Annotated in this window: 17 protein-coding genes and 1 pseudogene; 9 read left to right on the top strand and 9 right to left on the bottom strand. The window is 72.1% G+C overall.

Translation table 11 applies throughout. From position 1 onward, the window contains the following. Window positions 1–8: 8 nt before the first annotated feature. Window positions 9–431, bottom strand: a complete 423-nt coding sequence (locus tag AB0J76_RS39200; RefSeq protein ID WP_352325594.1) for a hypothetical protein — start codon at window positions 429–431, stop codon at window positions 9–11. A gap of 75 nt (window positions 432–506) precedes the next feature. Between AB0J76_RS39200 and AB0J76_RS39195 the strand changes: the two genes are divergently transcribed. From AB0J76_RS39195 to AB0J76_RS39185, 3 genes and pseudogenes are all read left to right on the top strand, one after another. Continuing rightward, window positions 507–1454 carry a hypothetical protein gene (locus AB0J76_RS39195; RefSeq protein WP_352325596.1) on the top strand — a complete coding sequence of 316 codons (948 nt, stop codon included), beginning with the start codon at window positions 507–509 and terminating at the stop codon, window positions 1452–1454. A 223-nt stretch (window positions 1455–1677) separates the two neighbouring features. Beyond that, window positions 1678–1815 (top strand): annotated as a pseudogene (locus AB0J76_RS39190) (TetR family transcriptional regulator); the annotation flags it as partial. Between the two features lie 274 nt (window positions 1816–2089). After that, window positions 2090–2269, top strand: a complete 180-nt coding sequence (locus tag AB0J76_RS39185) for a hypothetical protein (RefSeq protein ID WP_352325597.1) — start codon at window positions 2090–2092, stop codon at window positions 2267–2269. Window positions 2270–2295: 26 nt separating this feature from the next. On the opposite strand, the gene AB0J76_RS39180 is transcribed toward AB0J76_RS39185, so the two are convergent. From AB0J76_RS39180 to mshB, 3 genes are read right to left on the bottom strand one after another with little or no spacing between them, the layout of a single operon-like run. Then, window positions 2296–2790, bottom strand: a complete 495-nt coding sequence (locus tag AB0J76_RS39180) for a flavin reductase family protein (protein ID WP_352325598.1) — start codon at window positions 2788–2790, stop codon at window positions 2296–2298. 17 nt (window positions 2791–2807) lie between these two features. Then, entirely contained in the window at window positions 2808–3227 is a 420-nt protein-coding gene (locus tag AB0J76_RS39175; RefSeq protein WP_352325599.1) for a DUF6113 family protein, read from the bottom strand. Between the two features lie 11 nt (window positions 3228–3238). Beyond that, complete coding sequence (gene mshB / locus AB0J76_RS39170; RefSeq protein WP_352325601.1) at window positions 3239–4168, bottom strand: N-acetyl-1-D-myo-inositol-2-amino-2-deoxy-alpha-D-glucopyranoside deacetylase; 930 nt, start codon at window positions 4166–4168, stop codon at window positions 3239–3241. Between the two features lie 44 nt (window positions 4169–4212). On the opposite strand from mshB, the gene AB0J76_RS39165 reads away from it, so the two are divergent. Next, window positions 4213–6279, top strand: a complete 2067-nt coding sequence (locus AB0J76_RS39165; RefSeq protein ID WP_352325602.1) for a prolyl oligopeptidase family serine peptidase — start codon at window positions 4213–4215, stop codon at window positions 6277–6279. On the opposite strand, the gene AB0J76_RS39160 is transcribed toward AB0J76_RS39165, so the two are convergent. Together AB0J76_RS39160 and AB0J76_RS39155 are read right to left on the bottom strand one after the other, a co-directional pair. Continuing rightward, complete coding sequence (locus tag AB0J76_RS39160) at window positions 6276–7139, bottom strand: hypothetical protein (protein WP_352325603.1); 864 nt, start codon at window positions 7137–7139, stop codon at window positions 6276–6278. The two genes, AB0J76_RS39165 and AB0J76_RS39160, sit on opposite strands and share 4 nt — an antisense overlap. Window positions 7140–7187: 48 nt before the next feature. After that, window positions 7188–7616: a MarR family transcriptional regulator gene (locus AB0J76_RS39155; RefSeq protein WP_352325604.1), complete on the bottom strand. Its 429-nt coding sequence runs from the start codon at window positions 7614–7616 to the stop codon at window positions 7188–7190. Between the two features lie 64 nt (window positions 7617–7680). Between AB0J76_RS39155 and AB0J76_RS39150 the strand changes: the two genes are divergently transcribed. Next, on the top strand, window positions 7681–8556 hold the full coding sequence (locus tag AB0J76_RS39150; RefSeq protein WP_352325605.1) for an MBL fold metallo-hydrolase: 876 nt from the start codon (window positions 7681–7683) through the stop codon (window positions 8554–8556). On the opposite strand, the gene AB0J76_RS39145 is transcribed toward AB0J76_RS39150, so the two are convergent. The 3 genes from AB0J76_RS39145 to AB0J76_RS39135 are packed head-to-tail and all read right to left on the bottom strand — an operon-like array spanning window position 8553 to window position 13229. Then, window positions 8553–10307, bottom strand: a complete 1755-nt coding sequence (locus tag AB0J76_RS39145) for an ABC transporter ATP-binding protein (RefSeq protein ID WP_352325606.1) — start codon at window positions 10305–10307, stop codon at window positions 8553–8555. The genes AB0J76_RS39150 and AB0J76_RS39145 overlap by 4 nt on opposite strands. A 2-nt stretch (window positions 10308–10309) precedes the next feature. Beyond that, the gene (locus AB0J76_RS39140) at window positions 10310–11998 is read right to left on the bottom strand and encodes an ABC transporter ATP-binding protein (protein WP_364392601.1); all 1689 of its coding nucleotides are present in this window, start codon (window positions 11996–11998) and stop codon (window positions 10310–10312) included. Window positions 11999–12053: 55 nt separating this feature from the next. Beyond that, a complete protein-coding gene (locus AB0J76_RS39135; RefSeq protein WP_352324140.1) occupies window positions 12054–13229 on the bottom strand; it encodes an MFS transporter in 1176 nt (391 codons plus the stop codon). A 45-nt stretch (window positions 13230–13274) separates the two neighbouring features. On the opposite strand from AB0J76_RS39135, the gene AB0J76_RS39130 reads away from it, so the two are divergent. Genes AB0J76_RS39130 through narI form a run of 4 tightly spaced genes read left to right on the top strand, consistent with a single transcriptional unit; the run spans window position 13275 to window position 19616 of the window. Further along, the gene (locus AB0J76_RS39130; RefSeq protein WP_352324141.1) at window positions 13275–16787 is read left to right on the top strand and encodes a nitrate reductase subunit alpha; all 3513 of its coding nucleotides are present in this window, start codon (window positions 13275–13277) and stop codon (window positions 16785–16787) included. Then, entirely contained in the window at window positions 16787–18388 is a 1602-nt protein-coding gene (gene narH / locus AB0J76_RS39125) for a nitrate reductase subunit beta (RefSeq protein ID WP_352324142.1), read from the top strand. Before AB0J76_RS39130 ends, narH begins: the two co-directional genes overlap by 1 nt. Next, entirely contained in the window at window positions 18385–18939 is a 555-nt protein-coding gene (gene narJ, locus AB0J76_RS39120; protein WP_352324143.1) for a nitrate reductase molybdenum cofactor assembly chaperone, read from the top strand. Before narH ends, narJ begins: the two co-directional genes overlap by 4 nt. Next, complete coding sequence (gene narI, locus AB0J76_RS39115) at window positions 18936–19616, top strand: respiratory nitrate reductase subunit gamma (RefSeq protein ID WP_352324144.1); 681 nt, start codon at window positions 18936–18938, stop codon at window positions 19614–19616. The genes narJ and narI overlap by 4 nt, the downstream gene beginning before the upstream one ends. Window positions 19617–19647: the final 31 nt, after the last annotated feature.

The raw sequence follows: 19647 nt of genomic DNA, 5'->3' as shown, positions 1-19647 counted from the left end.
GTAATGGGTCAGCCGTTAAGCCGTCGCCGCCGCCACCACACGGGCGCGCGCGGATAACCACCGTCGTCCAGGTCGGCCAGCCGCTCGAACACGTTGTACGACGCCTGATGCCCGCACACGACCACCGACACGAGCATGGCCAGCAGGTAGAGCGGGAGCATCGGCAGCCCGGCGCAGCAGGCCCACTGGGTGGCGTGCCGTGCTTCGTGCCGGATGAGCCGGTCGTCGAGCGCGTCCTGCCTGGTCAGGACGACGTTCCCGACCGTGAACGCGCCCGCGATGGGGAAGCGGTAACGGTAGCCGAAGGCGAGGATGAGCCCGTCGGGGCCGGGCCGGCGGGCCGCGCCGCCGACGATCGAGATGAGGAGGCCGAGCGGGGTGGCGAGGTTCACATAGTTCACCGCCCGCCGGAACCGATGGCGCCTGTTCATGCGTCTCAGTCTTGACCAATCTTGACAAGTCGGAATAATGATCTGCGTCCTGAAATCTCCCACAAGAGCAGGATTATGAGATTCTCCATCCTGGGCGCGCTGCTCGGCGCTGTTGCACTGGCCGGAGCCGGCGGAGTCGCGATCACCCAGACATCAGCCACCGATCCCCTACGTTCTACCGATTCTCCTTCCGGCGCGCAGGTGGCGTTACCCGTCACCGACACCCCGACGGCGACGCCCACGGCAACGCCCTCGGTCGGGGATTACACCGCCACGACGAAGGTGGTCAAGAAGAAGGGCGTCTCGTACTTGAATGTGTCCGTCAAGTACGACGGAGCGGCCCGCTTCACCGTGAAGCAGAAGGTGTGCAGGAGCAAGTCCTGCAGGAGCGCCACCGCCCAGTTCCCCGTCACCACCGGAACCGGGCAGACCACGAAGAAGCTGGGCAAGGGCACGTACAAGGCGAGGGGCAAGCCGGCCGTCAAGGTCAAGCCGCTTCCCTGGCCGACCCGCACCGTGACGGTCTCGCCGACCGCCACTGCCGCGCCGAGCGCGACGGCGACCGTGACGTCCACGGTGACCGAGCAGGCCACGGTGACCGCCACGGTGACCCAGCCCGGCCCGACCGTGACCGTGCCCGGCCCGACGGTGACCGTGCCGGGGCCGACGGAGACGGTGACGTTCACCTGTCAGCCGGCCCCGCCGACGTCCCCGCTCCCGCCGTCCGAAACGCCGACCGCCACGCCGTCGACCTCGGTCTCGGAGTCCCCGGACGTCCCGGACGCCCCGGCCCAGGCCGCCGCCCCACCGGCGAGCGACACCCCGACCCCCACTCCGACGCCGACGCCGACCGCGACGGACGTCCCGACCGACAACCCCACCAGCGCCCCGACCGACGTCCCCACGGACGTCCCGACGTGCGCGCCCCCGACGGATCTCCCCTCCGAGACCCCGACCCCGACCTCCACGGACACCGGCGCCCCCACCGACACTCCCACCCCGCCGGAGTCCCCCACCCAGTAACCGCCGACCGACACAACGCATGACCAAGGGCCAGGCCCCCAACGCCTGGCCCTTGGTCATGCCCCCCTGCCCCCATGACCCACCGCGGCCGCCCTCTCACATCAGGGCCCAACTCACCAGGCCCATTCCCCACCACGGCTGAATCCCCTATCGCCCCCAACACCTCCCAGAGACACCGCCAAGCCGGGGCGCCAACCCCCTAGGGACACCGCTTGCCGGTGAGATGGCCAGAGCCTCTCGTTCGGCTAGGACGCTCACCCGCCTGCTGGCCGGCGGCGCGGACCCCACGGTCGAGGACGCCGCCGCCGCGGCCGGCATCTCCCGCACCACCGCCTACCGCTACTTCCCCAACCAGAACGCCCTGCTGACCGCCGCGCACCCGCAGATCGAACAGACCTCCCTGCTCCCCCCGAACCCGCCCGCCGACCCGGCGGCGCGGCTGGACCTGGTGATGACCGCCTTCACCCGGCTCACCCTCGACTGGGAACCGCAGCTGCGCACCTCGCTGCGCCTGTCCCTGCGACCGGGCGCCGAACAGCCGCACCTGCGCGGCGGCCGGGCCGTCGGCTGGATCGAGGACGCCCTCGCCCCGCTCCGCGACACCCACCCCGGCCTGGACCCTCCACCACCTGGCAGTGGCCATCCGCGCCGCGACCGGCATCGAGTCGCTGGCCTGGCTCACCGACATCGCCGGATACACGCGGCAGCAGGCGGCCGACACCATGTGCTCGTCGGCGCGGGCGCTGCTCGCCGCCGCCCTCGACCGGCACGACCGGCACGACCGGCACGACCGCCGCGCCGGCGGCCGGGCGTAGCCGCGGGGTCAGAGGTTGCCGCGGGGTCAGAGGTTCTTGTAGCGGCCGTCGTGGTAGAGCAGCGGCGAGCCGTCCGCGGGGGTGCCGAGGGCCGTCACCTGGCCGAGCACGATCGAGTGGTCGCCGCCGTCGTACACCGCCGTCGTGGCGACCTCGACCGTGGCCAGGGCGCCCGTGAACAGGGCCACGCCCGACTCCCCGCGATGGTGCTCCCACCGGGCCAGTTGCCCGTTCAGCGGACGGCCGCGGTGGGCGAAGAAGCGGGAGGCGTCCTCCATCGAGGCGTGCAGCACCGACACGCCCCACACCCCGGCCTCGATCACGGCGTCGTGGAAACGGGCCACCTTCTCGGCGCAGAAGAGCACGAGCAGGGGGTCGAGGGACACCGACGTGAAGGAGTTGACGGTCATCGCGTGGTCCACGCCGCCGAGCCGGGTCGTGACGATCGCGACTCCCGTGGCGAAGCGGCCGACGACCTTACGGTAGTTTCCCGGGTCCACATGCCGCTCTATGGAATGCACGACGTTACTTTATGCCTCTACGTCGGATTCTTTGGAGGTGGGTATCCCCGCAACAACCACGAACCCCCACCGGATGAGGGCGAGCACATGAACGCCACCACGAGAGCCAGCAAACCGCCATACAGGTAGACGTACCCCGCCGCACCCTGAGAGATCACCAGATCTCCGGCATTGAGTTCGAGCGTGAACGGCATCGTCACCAGCAGCCAGCCGAGCCCGACCGCGAACGCGGCGAGCTTCGTCCGCATGAGCCTGGCCGCCCCCAGCGGGAGGAGGAACAGCGCGAGCACCCACCCGATCGCCACCCACGGAACGCCGCCCTGCTGGTCGAGCGCATGCGTGAACCCGCCCACGACGCCGAGCACGACACCCAGCACGAACAGCATGCCGTACGCCGCCCCGCCCAGCGCCGACTCCGCCTGGCTGCGATGTTCCATGGGGAACGAGGTTAGTGGATGCCCGCGAAGAGATCGTTCTCGCGGTTGTGCGGCTCGCCGAGCCCCCCGGCGTCGACCGGCGGCCCGGGCACCGGCCGGCCGGGCACGCCGATGGCCAGGACGAAGTGCTCCACGCCGAGCACCTCCTGCCCGATGTTGTTGGACAGGGCGTACCACGGGCCGTCGACGGTGATCTGGGTGGCGTGGGCGCGCATGGCCTCCCGCTTGTTGCCGACCCAGGGGCGGGCGTCGATCTCGGTGGTGATGTCCTCGTCGGGGCTGCCGAAGGGGATGTCGTCGACGTCCTCGACGAGGAAGCCGGTGCCGGAGCCGGGCAGCGCCTCGGCCGTGCGCCGCATGACGGACCTGGGCACGGCCGTGTGGTAGAACTTCGCGATCTGCCACGGCTCGTCCTGGCGCGGGGCGGGCCGGCCGCCCGGGACGTAGTCGGGCTTGGCGGCCAGCTCGAAGGCCCGGCGGGCCACCCGGTGGGCCTGGATGTGGTCGGGGTGGCCGTAGAAGCCGTTGGCGTCGTAGGTCACCAGCACCTGCGGGCGCACCTCGCGGATGACCTTGACCAGCTCGCCGGCCGCCTCGTCGAGATCGGCCTGCCAGAAGGCGTTGGGCCGGTCGTTGGTGGCGACGCCCATCATGCCGGAGTCGCGCCAGCGTCCGGGCGAGCCGAGGAAGCGGTGGTCCTCGACGCCGAGCGCCTGGCAGGCCGCCGCCAGCTCCCCGATCCGGTACGGCCCGAGCAGGTCGTCGCGGTCGGCCGCCAGGTGGGCGAGGTCGGCGGGGATGACCTCCCCCTCCTCCCCCAGCGTGCAGGTCACCAGCGTGACGTGGGCGCCTTCCGCGACGTATTTGGCCATGGTCGCGCCGGTGCCGATCGACTCGTCGTCCGGATGGGCGTGCACGAGCAGGAGGCGGCGATCAGTCATAGTCATGAGCGTAACAATGGCTGGATACTGGCAGGATTGAGCCCATGAGTGAGAGCTTCCCGCGACTGTCGGCACGGACCCGCCGGTTCACCCTGGGAGTGCCCAGGGGGTTCACGATCTCCCCCGACGGCGGACGAGTGGTCTTCCTGCGGACGAGGTCCGGCACCGACCCGGTCACCTGCCTGTGGGAGCTCGACACCGAAACGCACGTCGAACGCCTGGTGGTCGATCCCCGCACCCTGCACGCCGACGACGAGGACCTGCCGCCGGAGGAGCGGGCGCGGCGCGAGCGCAGCCGTGAGGCGGCCGGCGGCGTGGTGGCCTACGGCGCCGACGCCGCGCTGACCAGGGCGGCCTTCGCCCTGTCCGGCGCTCTCTACGTCGTCGAGCTGGGCAGCGGCGAGACCCGCAAGTTGGAGACGCCGGGCGCGGTCATCGACCCCCGGCTGTCCCCCGACGGGCGGCAGGTCGCCTACGTCACCGGCGGCGCCCTGCACGTCCAGGACCTCGACTCGGGGCGCGGCGAGGTGCTCGCCACGCCGGAGTCGCCGACCGTCACCTACGGCCTGGCCGAGTTCATCGCCGCCGAGGAGATGGACCGCATGCGCGGCTACTGGTGGTCGCCGTCGGGCGACGCGCTGCTGGTCGAGCGGGCCGACGAGGAGCCGGTCGGCACCTGGTACATCGCCGACCCGGCCAACCCCTCCCGTCCGGCCGTCGCCCAGCGTTACCCGGCGGCCGGCACGCCCAACGCCCGTACCGAGCTGTTCGTGCTCGGGCTCGACGGGTCGCGGGTGGCGGTGCCGTTCGAGGAGGAGTACCTCACGACGGCCGCCTGGGACGACCACGCGCTGTCGATCGTGACGATGACGCGCGACCAGAAGACGCTGCGGCTGTTCTCCGTCGATCCGGCGACCGGCCTGTCCACGTTGGTCCGCGAGGACACCGACCCGGCCTGGGTGGACATCGTCACCGGCGTGCCGGCGCACCTTGACGACGGCTCGCTGGTGTGGGTGGCCACGTCGGAGGGCGGCCACCGGCTGTTCGTCGGCGACCGCGCGGTCACGCCGCCCACCCTCCAGGTGCGGTCGGTGCTCGACGTCGACCACGACAGCGTGTTGTTCAGCGCCAGCGGCGGCGACCCGACCGACATCCACCTGTGGACCTGGGACGGCCACTCGCTGCTGCCGGTCTCGACCCGGTCCGGGGTGTTCTCGGGGCGGATGTCCGGCGGCGTCGGCGTGTTGTCGGAGCAGAGTCTCGACGCCGAGGGCGTCTCGACCACGGTGGTGCGGCGCGACGGCATGGCGGTCCCGATCCCGTCGTACGCCGAGCGTCCGGGGCTCGACCTGCGGGTGTCGCTGGGGCGTTCGGGCCGCCGGGAGCTGGCCACGGCCGTGGTGCTGCCGTCCTGGTACGAGCAGGGCTCGGGCCGGCTGCCGGTCCTGATGGACCCGTACGGCGGCCCGCACGCGCAGCGGGTGCTCAACCGGCGCGGCGCGTTCCTGGAGAGCCAGTGGTTCGCCGAGCAGGGCTTCGCCGTGATCGTGGCCGACGGCCGCGGCACGCCGGGCCGCGGTCCGGCGTTCGAGCGGGCGGTGCTGGGCGACCTGGCGACCCCGGCGCTTGAGGACCAGATCGACGCCCTGCAGGGCGTGGCCGAGCAGTACCCCGACGACCTCGACCTGTCGAGGGTGGCCATCCGCGGCTGGTCCTTCGGCGGCTTCCTGGCCGCGCTCGCCGTGCTGCGGCGTCCCGACGTCTTCCACGCGGCGGTGGCCGGCGCGCCGGTGACCGACTGGCGGCTGTACGACACCTGCTACACCGAGCGTTACCTGGGCCACCCCGACGAGCAGCCCGAGGTCTACGACAACTCCTCGCTGTTCGCCGACGCGCCCAAGCTCGAACGCCCGCTGCTCCTGGTCCACGGCCTGGCCGACGACAACGTGGTGGCCGCCCACACGCTGCGCCTGTCCTCGGCGCTGCTCGCGGCCGGCCGCCAGCACAGCGTGCTGCCGCTGTCGGGCGTGACGCACATGACGCCCCAGGAGGTCGTGGCCGAGAACCTGCTCCTGCTCCAGGTCGACTTCCTGAAGAAGGCGCTGGGCTAGGCGGTCCGCAGGGCGTCGAGCAGTCTCGACGCGCCCAGGCCGATCAGCACCACCAGCCCCATGACCAGCAGGAACACCCACAGGGGGGCGCCGAGGTAGGCGAGCAGGCCCTGCGCCACGGCCAGGATCAGCACGCCGAGCACGGTGCCCGCCACGCCGGCGCGCTCGCCGTACGGGCTGGTGCCGCCCAGTAGGACGGCGGCGAGCGCGAACATGGTGCTGTAGAGCCCCTGGTCGCCCTGGGGCGCCGCGCCGAGGCGCAGGAGCAGCGCGATGCCGCCCGCGGCGGCGAGCATGCTCGACCCGGCGAGGCCGAGCACCGCGCCGGGCCATCCGGCGCCGAGCTCCTTGCGCACCTCCTGCCGGTTCCACAGCAGGCCGCCGGCGATCGAGACGACCGCGAACACGGCGAATCCCAGCGGGCCGGGATAGAGCGCGGCGGTCTCCAGCGGGATCGTCCCGTCGCCGAGCAGCGCGATGGCCACGGCCTCGCACACGACGGCGGCGCCGAGCGTGACGGCCCAGGCCGGGGCCGTCAGCAGCATCGTGAACATGCTCATGGCGGCCCCCAGGAGCCCGGCGAGCACGAGCGCGAGCAGCATCGCCAGCGGCAGCGGCAGCCCGGCGCCCGCCGCGGACGCCACGAAGGCGCCGCTCGCGGCGGCGACCGCGCCCACGGCGAGATTGGGCGTGCCGGTGCGCAGCGACAGGCCGAACCCCATGACGATCAGGCCGAGCTGCCCGGCGTGGGCGAGGATGTCGAGCAGGCGGTCACTGACCGTAGTGATCAGGACGAGTGCCAGGCCCAGCAGGGCGAGGAGTCCGAGCACGCCTTCCCAGGCGCGCTGCCAGGTGCTCACTCCGACGATGCTGACAGCGCCGGACGATCATCGCAACCCCCGCCGGCGCTACCGCGGCGCCGCCCGCTCCAGCAGGCTTTGGAGCACGGACTGCTCGTCGGGCGTGAGCGCGGCCAGCGGCGAGCCCTCGGTCAGCAGGCCCAGCAGGCGCTCCCGCAGGCCGGCGCCCTCCTGGGTGAGCACGAGCAGCTTGGCCCGCCGGTCGCTGGGATGCGGGCGGCGCTCCACGACGCCCTGCTGTTCCAGCCGGTCGATGACGAACGTGGCGTTGGAGGGCTCGCAGCCCATGCGCCCCGCCAGGTCGCTCATGGTCATCGGGCCGGTCAGCTCGCGCAGCGCCACCGCCTGGGCGGCGGTGAGGTCGAGCGCGGCCGCGCGTTCCCTGACGTGCCCCTCGATCTGCCTGGCGAGCGCGCCCACCAGGCCGCAGAGGTTCCGCTCGGCCGCGGCCCGCGCTTCGGCTTCGGACGTTGTCATACCGCAAAACTACCTCAAGCTAGGATGTTTGCAACTTGAAAGGTTCTAGCTATAAGTTTCCGCCATGAGCACTTCCGAGAGCCTTCGCCTGCGCCGCCCGTCCACCCTTCGCTCGCTGCAGGTGGGCGACCTCAAGGTCACGTTCGTGCCCGACGGGAGCGTGCGGCTCAAGCCGTACGGCTGGCTGCCGGGCACGACCGAGCGCGACTGGGCCGAGCACGCCGACCACCTGGACGAGACCGGCAACCTCGTGGCCGGCATCGGCGGCCTGCTGGTGGAGGCGGGCGAGCGGGCCCTGCTGATCGACGCGGGGGTGGGCCCCGTGCACCAGCCGGACGACCCGGCCGACCCGCTGATCGGCGAGCTGCGCGGCGGCGACCTGCTGGACAACCTCGCCCGGCTGGGCCGCCGTCCCGAGGACGTCGAGGCGGTGGCCTTCACCCACCTGCACATCGACCACATCGGCTGGGCCTGGCACCCGGCCGCCGGCGGGCCCGCGTTCCCGTCCGCCGAGTACCTGTTCGCCGAGCCCGAATGGACCGAGCGCCACCGGACGCTCGACTTCGGCACGCCGGAGGAGGCCCTGACGGCCATGGCCCCCCGGGTCAGGACGTTCGGCGACGGCGAGGAGATCTTTCCCGGGGTGCGGGCCACGTTCGCGCCCGGTCACACCTCCGGGCACACCGCCTACACGATCACCTCGGGCGGGCAGCGGCTGCTGGCCTTCGGCGACGCCCTGCACTCCCCCGTGCAGGTGCGCCGTCCCGAGTGGCCGGCCGGCTCCGACCTGGACCGCGTGGAGTCGACCGTGCACCGGCGGCGGCTGGTCGAGGAGCTGCTGCGGCCGGACACGATCGGCTTCGGCATCCACTTCGCCGACGTGGTCTTCGGCCGCGCGCGGGACACGGCCGAAGGATCGGTCTGGGAGCCCGTGGCCTAGGGAGTGGCGGCGGGGGTGCCGTGCCAGCTCGCCCACAGGGCCGCGTACGAGCCGCCCTCGGCGACCAGCTCCTCGTGCGGGCCCAGCTCGGTGATCCGGCCGTCCTCCACGACGGCCACCCGGTCGGCGTCGTGCGCGGTGTAGAGCCGGTGGGCGATGGCGATCACCGTACGGCCCTCCAGGACGGCGGCCAGCGAGCGTTCCAGGTGGCGCGCGGCCCGCGGATCGATCAGCGAGGTGGCCTCGTCGAGCACCAGCGTGTGCGGGTCGGCCAGGACCAGCCGGGCCAGCGCGAGCTGCTGGGCCTGCGCGGGCGGCACGGCGGCGCCGCCGGACCCGACCTCGGTCTCCAGCCCCTCGGGCAGCGTCTGCACCCAGTCGAGCGCGTCGACCGCGGCCAGCGCCGCGCGCACCGCCGCGTCGTCCGCGCCGGGGCGGGCGATCAGCAGGTTGTCGCGGACGGTGCCCTTGAACACGTGGTGCTCCTGGGTGACCAGCGCGACGTGCCCGCGCAGGTCGTCGAGCGGCAGGTCGACCAGCGGCACGCCGCCCACGCTGACCGCGCCGGTGCGCGGCCCGTGGATGCCGGCCAGCAGCCGTCCGAGCGTGGACTTGCCGGCCCCCGACGGGCCGACCATGGCCAGCCGCTCGCCCGGCTCGACGGTCAGCGACACGCCGTGCAGCACGTCGCGGCCCTCGCGGTAGGCGTACCTGACGTCGTCGGCGCGCAACAGCTCGCCGGCCGGGCGGGCGGCGGTGGGCTGGCGGTCGTCGGGCACGTTGGCCACGCCGAGCAGCCGGGCCATGGCCGCGCCGCCCACCTGGAGCTCGTCGATCCACATGAGGAACCGGTCGAGCGGGTCGATGAGCTGCTGGGCGTAGACCAGGGCGGCGGTGACCTGCTGGACCGTCACCCAGTCGTTGGTGTAGAACAGGCCGCCGACCAGGAGCGTGGAGACCACCGGGATGACGTAGCCGAGCTCGACCGCGGGGAACCAGAGCGTCCGCAGGCCCAGGGTGTAGCGCTCGGCGGCGTAGGAGCGGCGGATGTCGCCGTCGGTGCGCTCGCGCCGGCGTTCCTGGAGGCCGAGCGCCTCCACGGCCCGCGCGCCCTCGACGGTCTCGGCCAGGCCCTCGGTCATGTCGGCGTACGCGGCGTTCTCGCGCAGGTAGCCGTCGCGCGCCCGCTTGAGGTACCAGCGGGTCGCGAACCAGATCAGCGGGCCGGCGACCAGCATCGGCAGCATGAGCTGCGGGCTGACCAGCACCAGCGCGCCCATGGTGATCACGAAGGTGACCAGCGCGATGAGCGTCTCCGGCACGGCGTGCCGGACGGTCCTGGACAACGAGTCGACGTCGCGGGAGGTACGGGTGATCAGGTCGCCGGCGCCCGCCCGCTCGACCGTGGACAGCGGCAGGCCGAGCACCCGGTCGACGAACTCCTCGCGCAGCTCGGCCAGCACCTTCTCGCCCAGCCTGGCCGAGGCCAGCACGGCGAAGCGGACCAGCAGGCCCTGGAGGAACAGGAACGCGCCGATGACGACGGCCACGAGCAGCCCGTCGACCTCGCCGCCGTCCTGGACGGTCTGGACCAGGCTGCCGAGCTGCCACGGCACGACGAGCCCGGCGACGGCGGCCAGGCCGTGCAGGGCCAGGGCGACGGTGAGCTGCCGCGGGTACTTCAGCGTCAGCCTGCGCGCGTAGGCGCGCACCTGTCTCCGGTCGGCGACCGGCAGGATCTCGCGGGCCACGGTCAGCCCTCCCCTCGGGTCACGGTCGCGGCGTATTCGGGGGACGCGTCCAGCAGGTGCCGGTGTGTCCCCTCGGCCAGCACCCGGCCGTCGGCCACGTAGACCACGTGGTCGGCCCGGTCGAGCACCAGCGGGCTGGTCGTGCAGATCATGGTGGTGCGGCCGGCGCGCGCCTTGGCCAGCCGCTCGGCGATGCGGGCCTCGCTGTGGGCGTCGACGGCGCTGGTGGGCTCGACCAGGATGAGCACCTCGGGGTCGGCGACCAGGGCCCGCGCCAGGCGCAGCCGCTGCTGCTGGCCGCCGGAGAACTCGCGCCCGGCCTCGGACACCTGGGCGTCGAGGCCGTCGGGCAGCGCCTCGACGATGTCCTCGGCGCAGGCGGCGTGCAGGGCCGCGCGCACGTCCTCGTCGGTGGCCGCGTCGCGGACGTCGAGCTCGTTCCTGAGCGTGCCGGTGAACAGGCGGGCGTCGTTGCCGGCGACCAGGATGCGCGCGCGGATCTCGGCCATGGGCAGCGAGGCCAGCTCGACGGCGCCGAAGGTGACGTCGCCCGGCGCGTACCGGCCGAGGCGGTCGGCGATGGCGGCGGCCTCCTCGGGCGCGTCGGCCGCGACCGCGGTGAGCATGCCGGGCTGGAGGGTGACGCCGCTGTAGCAGTCGCGCAGCACGCCGCCGGCGCTGGTCTCGGTGCCGCCGGCGACCTCCGGCTCGATCGCCAGGATGCGGATGACGCGGCGGGCCGCGACGTGGCCCTTGGTGAGCTTGTCAGCGGCCTCGGTCAAGGTGCGCAGCGGGCCGATGAGGAAGGCGGCGTAGCCGTAGAGCGCGACGAGGTCGCCGGTGCTGATCTCGCCGCCGACCGCGAACGTGGCGCCGATGCCGGTGACGACCGCGATGAGCAGGCCGGGCAGCAGGATCTGGGCGCCTTCGAGCAGCGACTCGACCCGGGCCACGCCCACTCCGGCGTGCCGCACGCGCTGGGACTCCTCGCCGTAGCGGCCGGCGAACACCTGCTCGCCGCCGATGCCGCGGAGCACCCGCAGGCCGGCCACGATGTCGGCGGCCCTGGTGGACAGCTCGCCGGTCAGCTCGCGCTGCCGCTTCTGCCGCCGGTGCAGCGGCTTGAGCAGCGGCGAGACGGCGACCGCCATGAGCGGCACGCCGAACAGCACGAGCAGCCCGAGCGGGACCGACGTCGTCAGCAGGATGACGGTGACCGCGACGATGGCCACCACGGACCCGGTGCCGCGCAGCAGGATGTCCATGGAGCTGCCGATGTGGGCGATGTCGGAGTTGCCGACGCTGACGACCTCGCCGGTCGAGACCTTCTTGGGCAGCGTGGCCCCGAGCCTGGCGGCCTGCCGCGCGGTCACCTGGACGGTGCGGTAGGCCGCCGACAACCAGTTGAACACCGCCATCCGGTGCCGCATGATCCCGGTGAACGCCTGCAGCAGCCCCAGCCCGAGCAGGATCGACGCCCAGGTCAGCAGCGCCCGGGTGTCCTTGGCGGTGACCGCGTCGATGCCCTTGCCGAGCACCGCGGGCACGAGCGCCTGCACCAGCCACCACAGCGTGGCGAAGCCGATGCCGGCGAGCAGGGCACGCGCCTGACGCCGCGCGTTCCACCACAGGTAGCGGAGCGGGCTGCGGATGTCGGGCAGGCCGGGATCGGCCTCAGGAAGGGAGCGCATGGTCTGACAAGGTTGACAAGCCGGCGCCCGGCCCGGCAAACGGTTTTTCGCCTGGCTAACGATCGGGCACGTGCCGGAACGTGCGCACGGTGTAGAGCAACGTGACCAGGGCGGTCAGCGCGAGCAGCAGGTAGCCCACGGTGTACGACCCGGACGCGCCGTAGACGGCCCCCATCACCAGCGGCGGGAAGTACCCGCCGAGCCCGCCGGCCGCGCCCACGAGCCCCGTCACCGTCCCGACCTTCGACGCCTCGACGAGCTCGGCCACCAGGGCGAAGACGCCGCCCGTGCCGAGCCCGAGGAAGAAGGCGATGAGCACGAAGCAGGCCCCGGCGGGCACCTCGGCGGGCGGCCGGAACGACAGCGCGACCGCCATCACGACCGTCCCGGCCAGCGAGATGAGCAGCACCCTGACCGGCCCGATCCGGTCGGACAACGTGCCGCCGATCGGCCGGGCGGCGACGGCGGCGATCGAGAAGCCGGCCGTGCGCAGCCCGGCGCCCGTCTGGGCGAAGTGGTAGACGTTCTGCAGCAGGGTCGGCAGGTACGTCGAGAACGCCACGAACCCGCCGAAGGTGACGGCGTACAGGAAGGCGCACTGCCAGGTGGCCCTGAGCTTCGTGGCCTCGCGCATCCTGGGCAGGGCCGGGGCGGTGGCGGGCGACCAGGCGGGCGAGTCGCGGCTGCCGCCGATCATGATCGCGCCCATCAGGGCGAGCACCGCGGCCATGAGCAGGTGGGTCGCGAACCGGCCGAACTCCTCCACCAGGCGGGGGGTGAAGAACGCCGACAGCGCGGTGCCGCCCATGCCGGCGCCGAACACGCCGGTGGCGAACCCTCTGCGGGCGGGCTCGTACCAGGCGTTGACGAACGGGATGCCGATGGCGAACGACGTGCCGGGGACGCCCAGCAGGAACCCCCAGAACAGCAGCCACCCGTACGACTCGGACCAGCCCACGAACAGGACGGGCACGATCGACACGAAGCAGATGACCGCGAACATGCGCCGCCCGCCGAGCCGGTCGGCCAGCACGCCCACCGGGATGCGCCCGAGCGAGCCGACCAGCACCGGGATCGCGACAAGCAGCGAGGTCTGTGTCGCGGACAGGTGCAGCTGCCTGCTGTAACTGCCCGACAGGGGGCCGATGAGGTTCCAGGCCCAGAACGTCACGGCGAAGGCCGCCGTGGCCAGCGCCAGGTTCCGCACCTGACCTTTACGAAGCACAGACATACACCCTGTGTAACAGAGGGTCACCTTCTGTGATGAAGTGGGGGTATGAGCGCCGAGGATCTCCTGCTGAAGACCGGTCGGTTCCTCCGCAGATCGGCCACCAGCGGTGACCTGCGGACTCTCTATCTGAAAGGCGGCACGGAAGGCGACGCCTTCTACCGCGACCGGTGGAGCCACGACAAGGTGGTGCGCTCGACGCACGGCGTGAACTGCACCGGTTCGTGCTCGTGGAAGGTGTTCGTCAAGGACGGCATCATCACCTGGGAGACGCAGGAGACCGACTATCCGGGCGTGGGCCCCGACCGGCCGGAGTACGAGCCGCGCGGCTGCCCGCGCGGGGCGGCCTTCTCCTGGTACACCTACTCGCCGACGCGGATCCGCTACCCGTACGCGCGGGGCGTGCTGGTGCAGCTCTACCTGGAGGCGCGGGAGCGGCTGGGCGACCCGGTGGCCGCCTGGGCCGAGGTCACCACCGATCCGGAGAAGCGGGCGAGCTACCAGGGCGCGCGCGGCCGGGGCGGGCTCGTCCGGGTGACCTGGGACCTGGCCGTCGAGATGATCGCCGCGGCGCACGTGCACACCATCCAGGCGTACGGGCCGGACCGGGTCGCGGGGTTCTCCCCCATCCCGGCGATGTCGATGGTCTCCCACGCCGTCGGCTCCCGGTTCGTGTCGCTGATCGGCGGCACGATGCTCTCCTTCTACGACTGGTACGCCGACCTGCCGGTGGCCTCGCCGCAGGTGTTCGGCGACCAGACCGACGTCCCGGAGTCGGCCGACTGGTGGGACGCCGCGTACCTGATGATGTGGGGCTCCAACGTCCCGGTCACCCGCACGCCGGACGCCCACTGGATGGCCGAGGCGCGCTACCGGGGCCAGAAGGTCGTGGTGGTCTCGCCCGACTTCAGCGACGCGGCCAAGTTCGCCGACGAGTTCCTGAGCGTGCGTCCCGGCACGGACGGCGCCCTGGCCATGGCCATGGGCCACGTGCTGCTGAAGGAGTTCTTCGTCGACCGCGAGGTGCCGTACTTCACCGGCTACGTCAAGCGCTGCACCGACCTGCCCTTCCTGGTCACGCTGCGCGAGCACGAGGACGCGTACGTGCCGGACAAGTTCCTCACGGCCAAGGACCTGGGCTCGGCGGAGGAGGCGGCCGAGTGGAAGACCGTGCTCATGGCCGGGTCCGGCGAGCCGGTGGTCCCGAACGGCTCGGTCGGCTTTCGCTGGACCGACTCCGGCGAGGGCCGCTGGAACCTCGACCTGGACGTCGACCCGAAGCTCACCCTGTACGGCGGCGAGTGCGTCCAGCTCCTGCTGCCGCGCTTCGACGGCGAGGGCGCCCTGCGCCGGGGCGTGCCGGTCGCCCGCGTCGGCGGACGGCTGGTGACGACGGTGTTCGACCTGCTGCTCGCCCAGTACGGCGTCCCCAGGCCGGGCCTGCCGGGCGTCTGGCCGGGCGGGTACGACGACGCGGCCGAGCCGTACACGCCGGGCTGGCAGGAGCCGGTCACCGGCGTCCCGGCCGAGCGGGTGGTCAAGATCACCCGCGAGTTCGCCAGGACGGCGGAGACCACCCGCGGCCGCTGCATGATCATCATGGGCGCGGGCGCCACCCAGTGGTTCCACGGCGACACCATCTACCGGGCGTTCCTGTCGCTGCTGCTGCTGACCGGCTGCCAGGGGCGCAACGGCGGCGGCTGGGCCCACTACGTCGGCCAGGAGAAGTGCCGCCCGCAGAGCGGCTGGGCGGTGCTGGCCGGCGCGCTCGACTGGTCACGCCCGCCGCGGCAGGCGCCCGGCACGCCGTACTGGTACCTGCACACCGACCAGTGGCGTTACGACCGGTTCGACGCCGGCGCGCTGACCTCGCCGCTCGGGCCCGGCGCGTTCCGCGGCAGGCACACGGCCGACCTGGTGGCCGAGGCCGTGCGCAACGGCTGGATGCCGATGTCGCCCGCCTTCGACCGCAACCCGCTGGAGCTGGGCGAGCACGAGGATCCCGTGGCGTACACGCTGGAGGAGCTGCGGCAGGGCAGGCTCCGGCACGCCGCCGAGGACCCCGACGACCCGGCCAACTGGCCGCGGGTGCTGACCCTGTGGCGGTCGAACCTGCTCGGCTCGTCGGCCAAGGGCAACGAGTACTTCCTGCACCACCTGCTCGGCGCCACGTCCAACCTGGAACACCCCGACCCCGAGGCGCCGAGGGGCAAGCTGGACCTGCTGCTCACGCTCGACTTCCGGATGACGTCCTCGACGGTCTACTCCGACATCGTGCTGCCCGCCGCCACCTGGTACGAGAAGTACGACCTGTCCTCGACGGACATGCACCCGTTCGTGCACGCGTTCAACCCGGCCATCTCGCCGCCCTGGGAGACCAGGACGGACTTCGCCGCCTTCCACGCCATCGCCAGGGCCTTCAGCGCGCTGGCCAAGGAGCGGCTGGGGGTGCGCAGGGACGTCGTGGTGGTCCCGTACCAGCACGACACGCCGGGCGAGACCGGGCAGCCCGGCGGGCGCGCGTCCGGCGCGCCGGAGCCGACGCTGAAGGTGGTCGAGCGCGACTACGGCGCGGTCGCGGAGCAGCTGGCCGCGCTCGGCCCGCTCACCGAGCGGCTCGGCCTCCAGGTCAAGGGCGTGACCTTCATGCCGGACGAGGAGGTCGCCTGGCTCGGCCAGCGCTGCGGCCTGGTGCCGCGCGGCGTGGCGAAGGGCCGTCCCGAGCTGGACACCGACGCCAAGGCGTGCGAGACGATCCTCGCGCTGTCCGGGGTGAGCAACGGCAGGCTGGCCGCCCAGGGTTTCCGCCAGCTCGCCCGGCGCACCGGCCGCAGCTTCGACGACCTGATGGACGAGGGTCACCGCATCGTCTTCGCCGACACCCAGGCCCGGCCCACGCACGTCGCGGCCAGCCCGGAGTGGTCGGGCAAGGAGGCGCACGACCGCCGCTACTCGCCGTTCACGATCAACGTCGAGAACGGCAAGCCCTGGCACACGCTCACCGGCCGCATGCACTTCTTCCTCGACCACGACTGGATGCACGAGTACGGCGAGGCCCTGCCGGTCTACCGGCCGCCGCTGGACATGGCCGAGCTCTTCGGCGAGAGCGCCACCCTGCGCTACCTGACCCCGCACTCCAAGTGGTCGATCCACTCCGAGTACCAGGACAACCTGCTCATGTTGTCGCTGTCGCGCGGCGGCCCGACCATCTGGATGTCCACCGAGGACGCGACCCGGCTCGGCATCGCCGACAACGACTGGATCGAGGCGGTCAACCGCAACGGCGTCGTGGTGGCCCGGGCCATCGTGTCCCACCGCATGCCGAAGGGCACGGTCTACATGTTCCACGCCCAGGACCGGCTGATCGACGTGCCGAAGTCGGAGGAGACCGGCCGCCGCGGCGGCATCCACAACGCGCTGACCAGGGTGCTGATCAAACCCACGCACATGATCGGCGGCTACGCCCAGCTCTCGTACGCCTTCAACTACCTCGGCCCCACGGGCAACCAGCGGGACGAGGTCACCACCATTCGCCGCAGGTCGCAGGAGGTGCGCTACTGATGAAGATCATGGCTCAGATCGCCATGGTGATGAACCTGGACAAGTGCATCGGCTGTCACACCTGTTCCGTCACCTGCAAACAGACCTGGACGAACCGTCCCGGGGTCGAGTACGTCTGGTTCAACAACGTCGAGACCCGCCCCGGCCAGGGCTACCCCCGCCGGTACGAGGACCAGGAACGCTGGCGGGGCGGCTGGAAGCTCGACCGCAGGGGCCGCCTGACACTCCGCGCCGGAGGCCGGTTCCGCAAGCTGGCCACCATCTTCGCCAACCCGCTCATGCCCTCCATCCAGGACTACTACGAGCCCTGGACCTACGACTACGAGAACCTGACCCGCGCCCCGCTCTCCGACGACGTCCCGGTGGCGCCGCCGAGGTCGCTGATCAGCAACGAGCCCATGAAGATCCGCTGGAGCGCCAACTGGGACGACAACCTGGGCGGCGACCCGTCCCCCGACCCGGTGCTGGGCAAGGTGTCGGAGCAGGTCAGGCTGGACTTCGAGCAGGCGTTCATGTTCTACCTGCCGCGCATCTGCGAGCACTGCCTGAACCCGTCCTGCGTGGCCTCGTGCCCGTCGGGGGCCATGTACAAGCGGGCCGAGGACGGGATCGTCCTGGTGGACCAGGACAGTTGCCGGGGCTGGCGGATGTGCGTGACGGGGTGCCCGTACAAGAAGGTCTACTTCAACCACCGGACCGGCAAGGCCGAGAAGTGCACCTTCTGCTACCCGCGGGTCGAGGTGGGGCTGCCGACGGTGTGCTCGGAGACCTGCGTGGGCCGCCTGCGCTACCTCGGGGTGCTGCTCTACGACGCCGACCGGGTGAGCCAGGCCGCCTCGGTGGCCGACGAGCGCGACCTGTACGAGGCCCAGCTCGGCGTCTTCGTCGACCCCGACGACCCGGCCGTGGCCACGGCGGGGCTGCCGGCCGACTGGATCGAGGCGGCCCGCAGATCCCCCGTATACGACCTGATTATGAAATATCGCATAGCGCTCCCCTTGCACCCGGAGTACCGGACGTTGCCGATGGTCTGGTACGTCCCGCCGCTCTCCCCCGTCGTGGACGCCCTGGCGAACACCGGGCACGACGGCGAGGACGCGGACAACCTGTTCGCCGCCATCGAGTCGCTGCGCATCCCCGTGGAGTACCTGGCCGAGCTGTTCACCGCGGGCGATCCCGTGCCGGTGACGGCCGCGCTGCGCCGGCTGGCCGCGATGCGCTCGTACATGCGGGGGGTCAACCTGGGGCAGGAGCCGGTCCTGCCGGACACCGGCCTGACCGAGGACGACATCAGGGCCATGTACCGCCTGCTGGCCCTGGCCAAGTACGAGGAGCGGTACGTGATCCCGACCGCGTACGGCAACGTGCCCGGCGTGGTCGAGGAGGCCGGCTGCAGCCTCGACTACTACGGCGGCCCCGGCATGCAGGCCCCCTTCGGGGAGGCGTCGGGCAGGCCGCTGCCGGTCTCCGTCGAGTCCTTCCACGGGCTCAAGGACCGCCAGACCAGCGACGAGATCACCCACGACCGGGTGAACCTCCTCAACTGGGACGGCCGGGGCATCCCAGCAGGTCTCTTCCCCCCGAAGAAGGGGAAATCATGAACAAGGCCGTGATCTGGCAGGCCGCCGCGCACCTGCTCGCCTACCCCGACGAACGTTTCCACCGCCGCCTGCCGCTGATCAGGGAGGCCGCCGAGCCGCACTTCGCGGCGTTCCTGGCGCGGATCGCGGACCTGGACGCGGGCGACCTGGCCGCGCACTACGTCGACACGTTCGACCTGCACCGGCGCTGCTGCCTCTACCTGACCTACTACACCGACGGCGACACCCGCCGCCGCGGCGCGTCCCTGGCCGCGCTCAAGCAGCGTTACCGCGTGGCCGGCTGGGAGCTGCTGGACGACGAGCTGCCCGACTTCCTGCCGGTCGTGCTGGAGTTCGCGGCGCTCGACCCGTCCGGCGTGGCGCTGCTGAGGGAGCATCGCGTCGGGCTCGATCTGCTGCTGTCCGCCCTGACCGAGCTGGGCTCGCCGTACGCGGAGGTGATCGGGGTGGTGTGCGCGGCGCTGCCGCCGCCCACGGCCGCCGAACGCGCCGCCGCGCACCGCCTGGCCGCCGGGGGGCCGCCGGCCGAGACCGTGGGAGGGTACCGGTGAGCTGGGGCGAGAGCATGTTGTGGGTGGTCACGCCGTACGTCACCCTGGTGATCTTCATCGGCGGCCTGATCTGGCGGTACCGGTACGACAAGTTCGGCTGGACCACCCGGTCGTCGCAGCTCTACGAGAGCCCGCTGCTGCGCGTGGCCAGCCCGGTGTTCCACTACGGCCTGATCTTCGTGATCATCGGGCACGTGACCGGCCTGCTCGTCCCGCTCTCCTGGACGGACGCGATCGGCGTGTCGAACGAGGCGTACCACGCCAACGCCCTGATCTGGGGCGGCCTGGCCGGGCTGGCCACGCTGGTGGCGCTGGCCCTGCTGGTCTACCGCCGCCGCACGAACGGGCCCGTCTTCCTGGCCACGACGAAGAACGACAAGACCATGTACGTGGTGCTCGCCGCGGCGATCGCGGCCGGGGTGGTGACGACGGTGGCGGGGTTCGTGCCGAGCGAGGTGAGCTACCGCACGACCGTCGCCCCCTGGTTCCGCGGCATCTTCGTGCTCGACCCGGACGCCACCGCGATGGGGCACGCGAGCGTCCTTTACAAGGTGCACACCGTGATCGGGATGGCGTTGTTCGTGCTTTTCCCGTTCAGCCGCCTCGTGCACGCCCTTTCGGCGCCGATCACCTATTTGTTCCGCCCTTACATCGTGTATCGGGCCCGGTCCCGATAGCGCGCCGCGCCGCCCGGAACGGGGGCGGGTG

The organism is Nonomuraea sp. NPDC049624 (assembly GCF_040675255.1).
Taxonomy (GTDB): domain Bacteria; phylum Actinomycetota; class Actinomycetes; order Streptosporangiales; family Streptosporangiaceae; genus Nonomuraea.
Note: the sequence above shows the minus strand (reverse complement) of the source record. Positions and strands in the feature narration are given on the sequence as shown.

Coding starts and splice junctions, on each gene's coding strand:
- AB0J76_RS39200 (WP_352325594.1), bottom strand. CDS start 431: ATGAACAGGCGCCATCGGTTCCGGCGGGCGGTGAACTATGTGAACCTC.
- AB0J76_RS39195 (WP_352325596.1), top strand. CDS start 507: ATGAGATTCTCCATCCTGGGCGCGCTGCTCGGCGCTGTTGCACTGGCC.
- AB0J76_RS39175 (WP_352325599.1), bottom strand. CDS start 3,227: ATGGAACATCGCAGCCAGGCGGAGTCGGCGCTGGGCGGGGCGGCGTAC.
- mshB (WP_352325601.1), bottom strand. CDS start 4,168: ATGACTGATCGCCGCCTCCTGCTCGTGCACGCCCATCCGGACGACGAG.
- AB0J76_RS39165 (WP_352325602.1), top strand. CDS start 4,213: ATGAGTGAGAGCTTCCCGCGACTGTCGGCACGGACCCGCCGGTTCACC.
- AB0J76_RS39155 (WP_352325604.1), bottom strand. CDS start 7,616: ATGACAACGTCCGAAGCCGAAGCGCGGGCCGCGGCCGAGCGGAACCTC.
- AB0J76_RS39150 (WP_352325605.1), top strand. CDS start 7,681: ATGAGCACTTCCGAGAGCCTTCGCCTGCGCCGCCCGTCCACCCTTCGC.
- AB0J76_RS39140 (WP_364392601.1), bottom strand. CDS start 11,998: ATGCGCTCCCTTCCTGAGGCCGATCCCGGCCTGCCCGACATCCGCAGC.
- AB0J76_RS39135 (WP_352324140.1), bottom strand. CDS start 13,229: ATGTCTGTGCTTCGTAAAGGTCAGGTGCGGAACCTGGCGCTGGCCACG.
- AB0J76_RS39130 (WP_352324141.1), top strand. CDS start 13,275: ATGAGCGCCGAGGATCTCCTGCTGAAGACCGGTCGGTTCCTCCGCAGA.
- narH (WP_352324142.1), top strand. CDS start 16,787: ATGAAGATCATGGCTCAGATCGCCATGGTGATGAACCTGGACAAGTGC.
- narJ (WP_352324143.1), top strand. CDS start 18,385: ATGAACAAGGCCGTGATCTGGCAGGCCGCCGCGCACCTGCTCGCCTAC.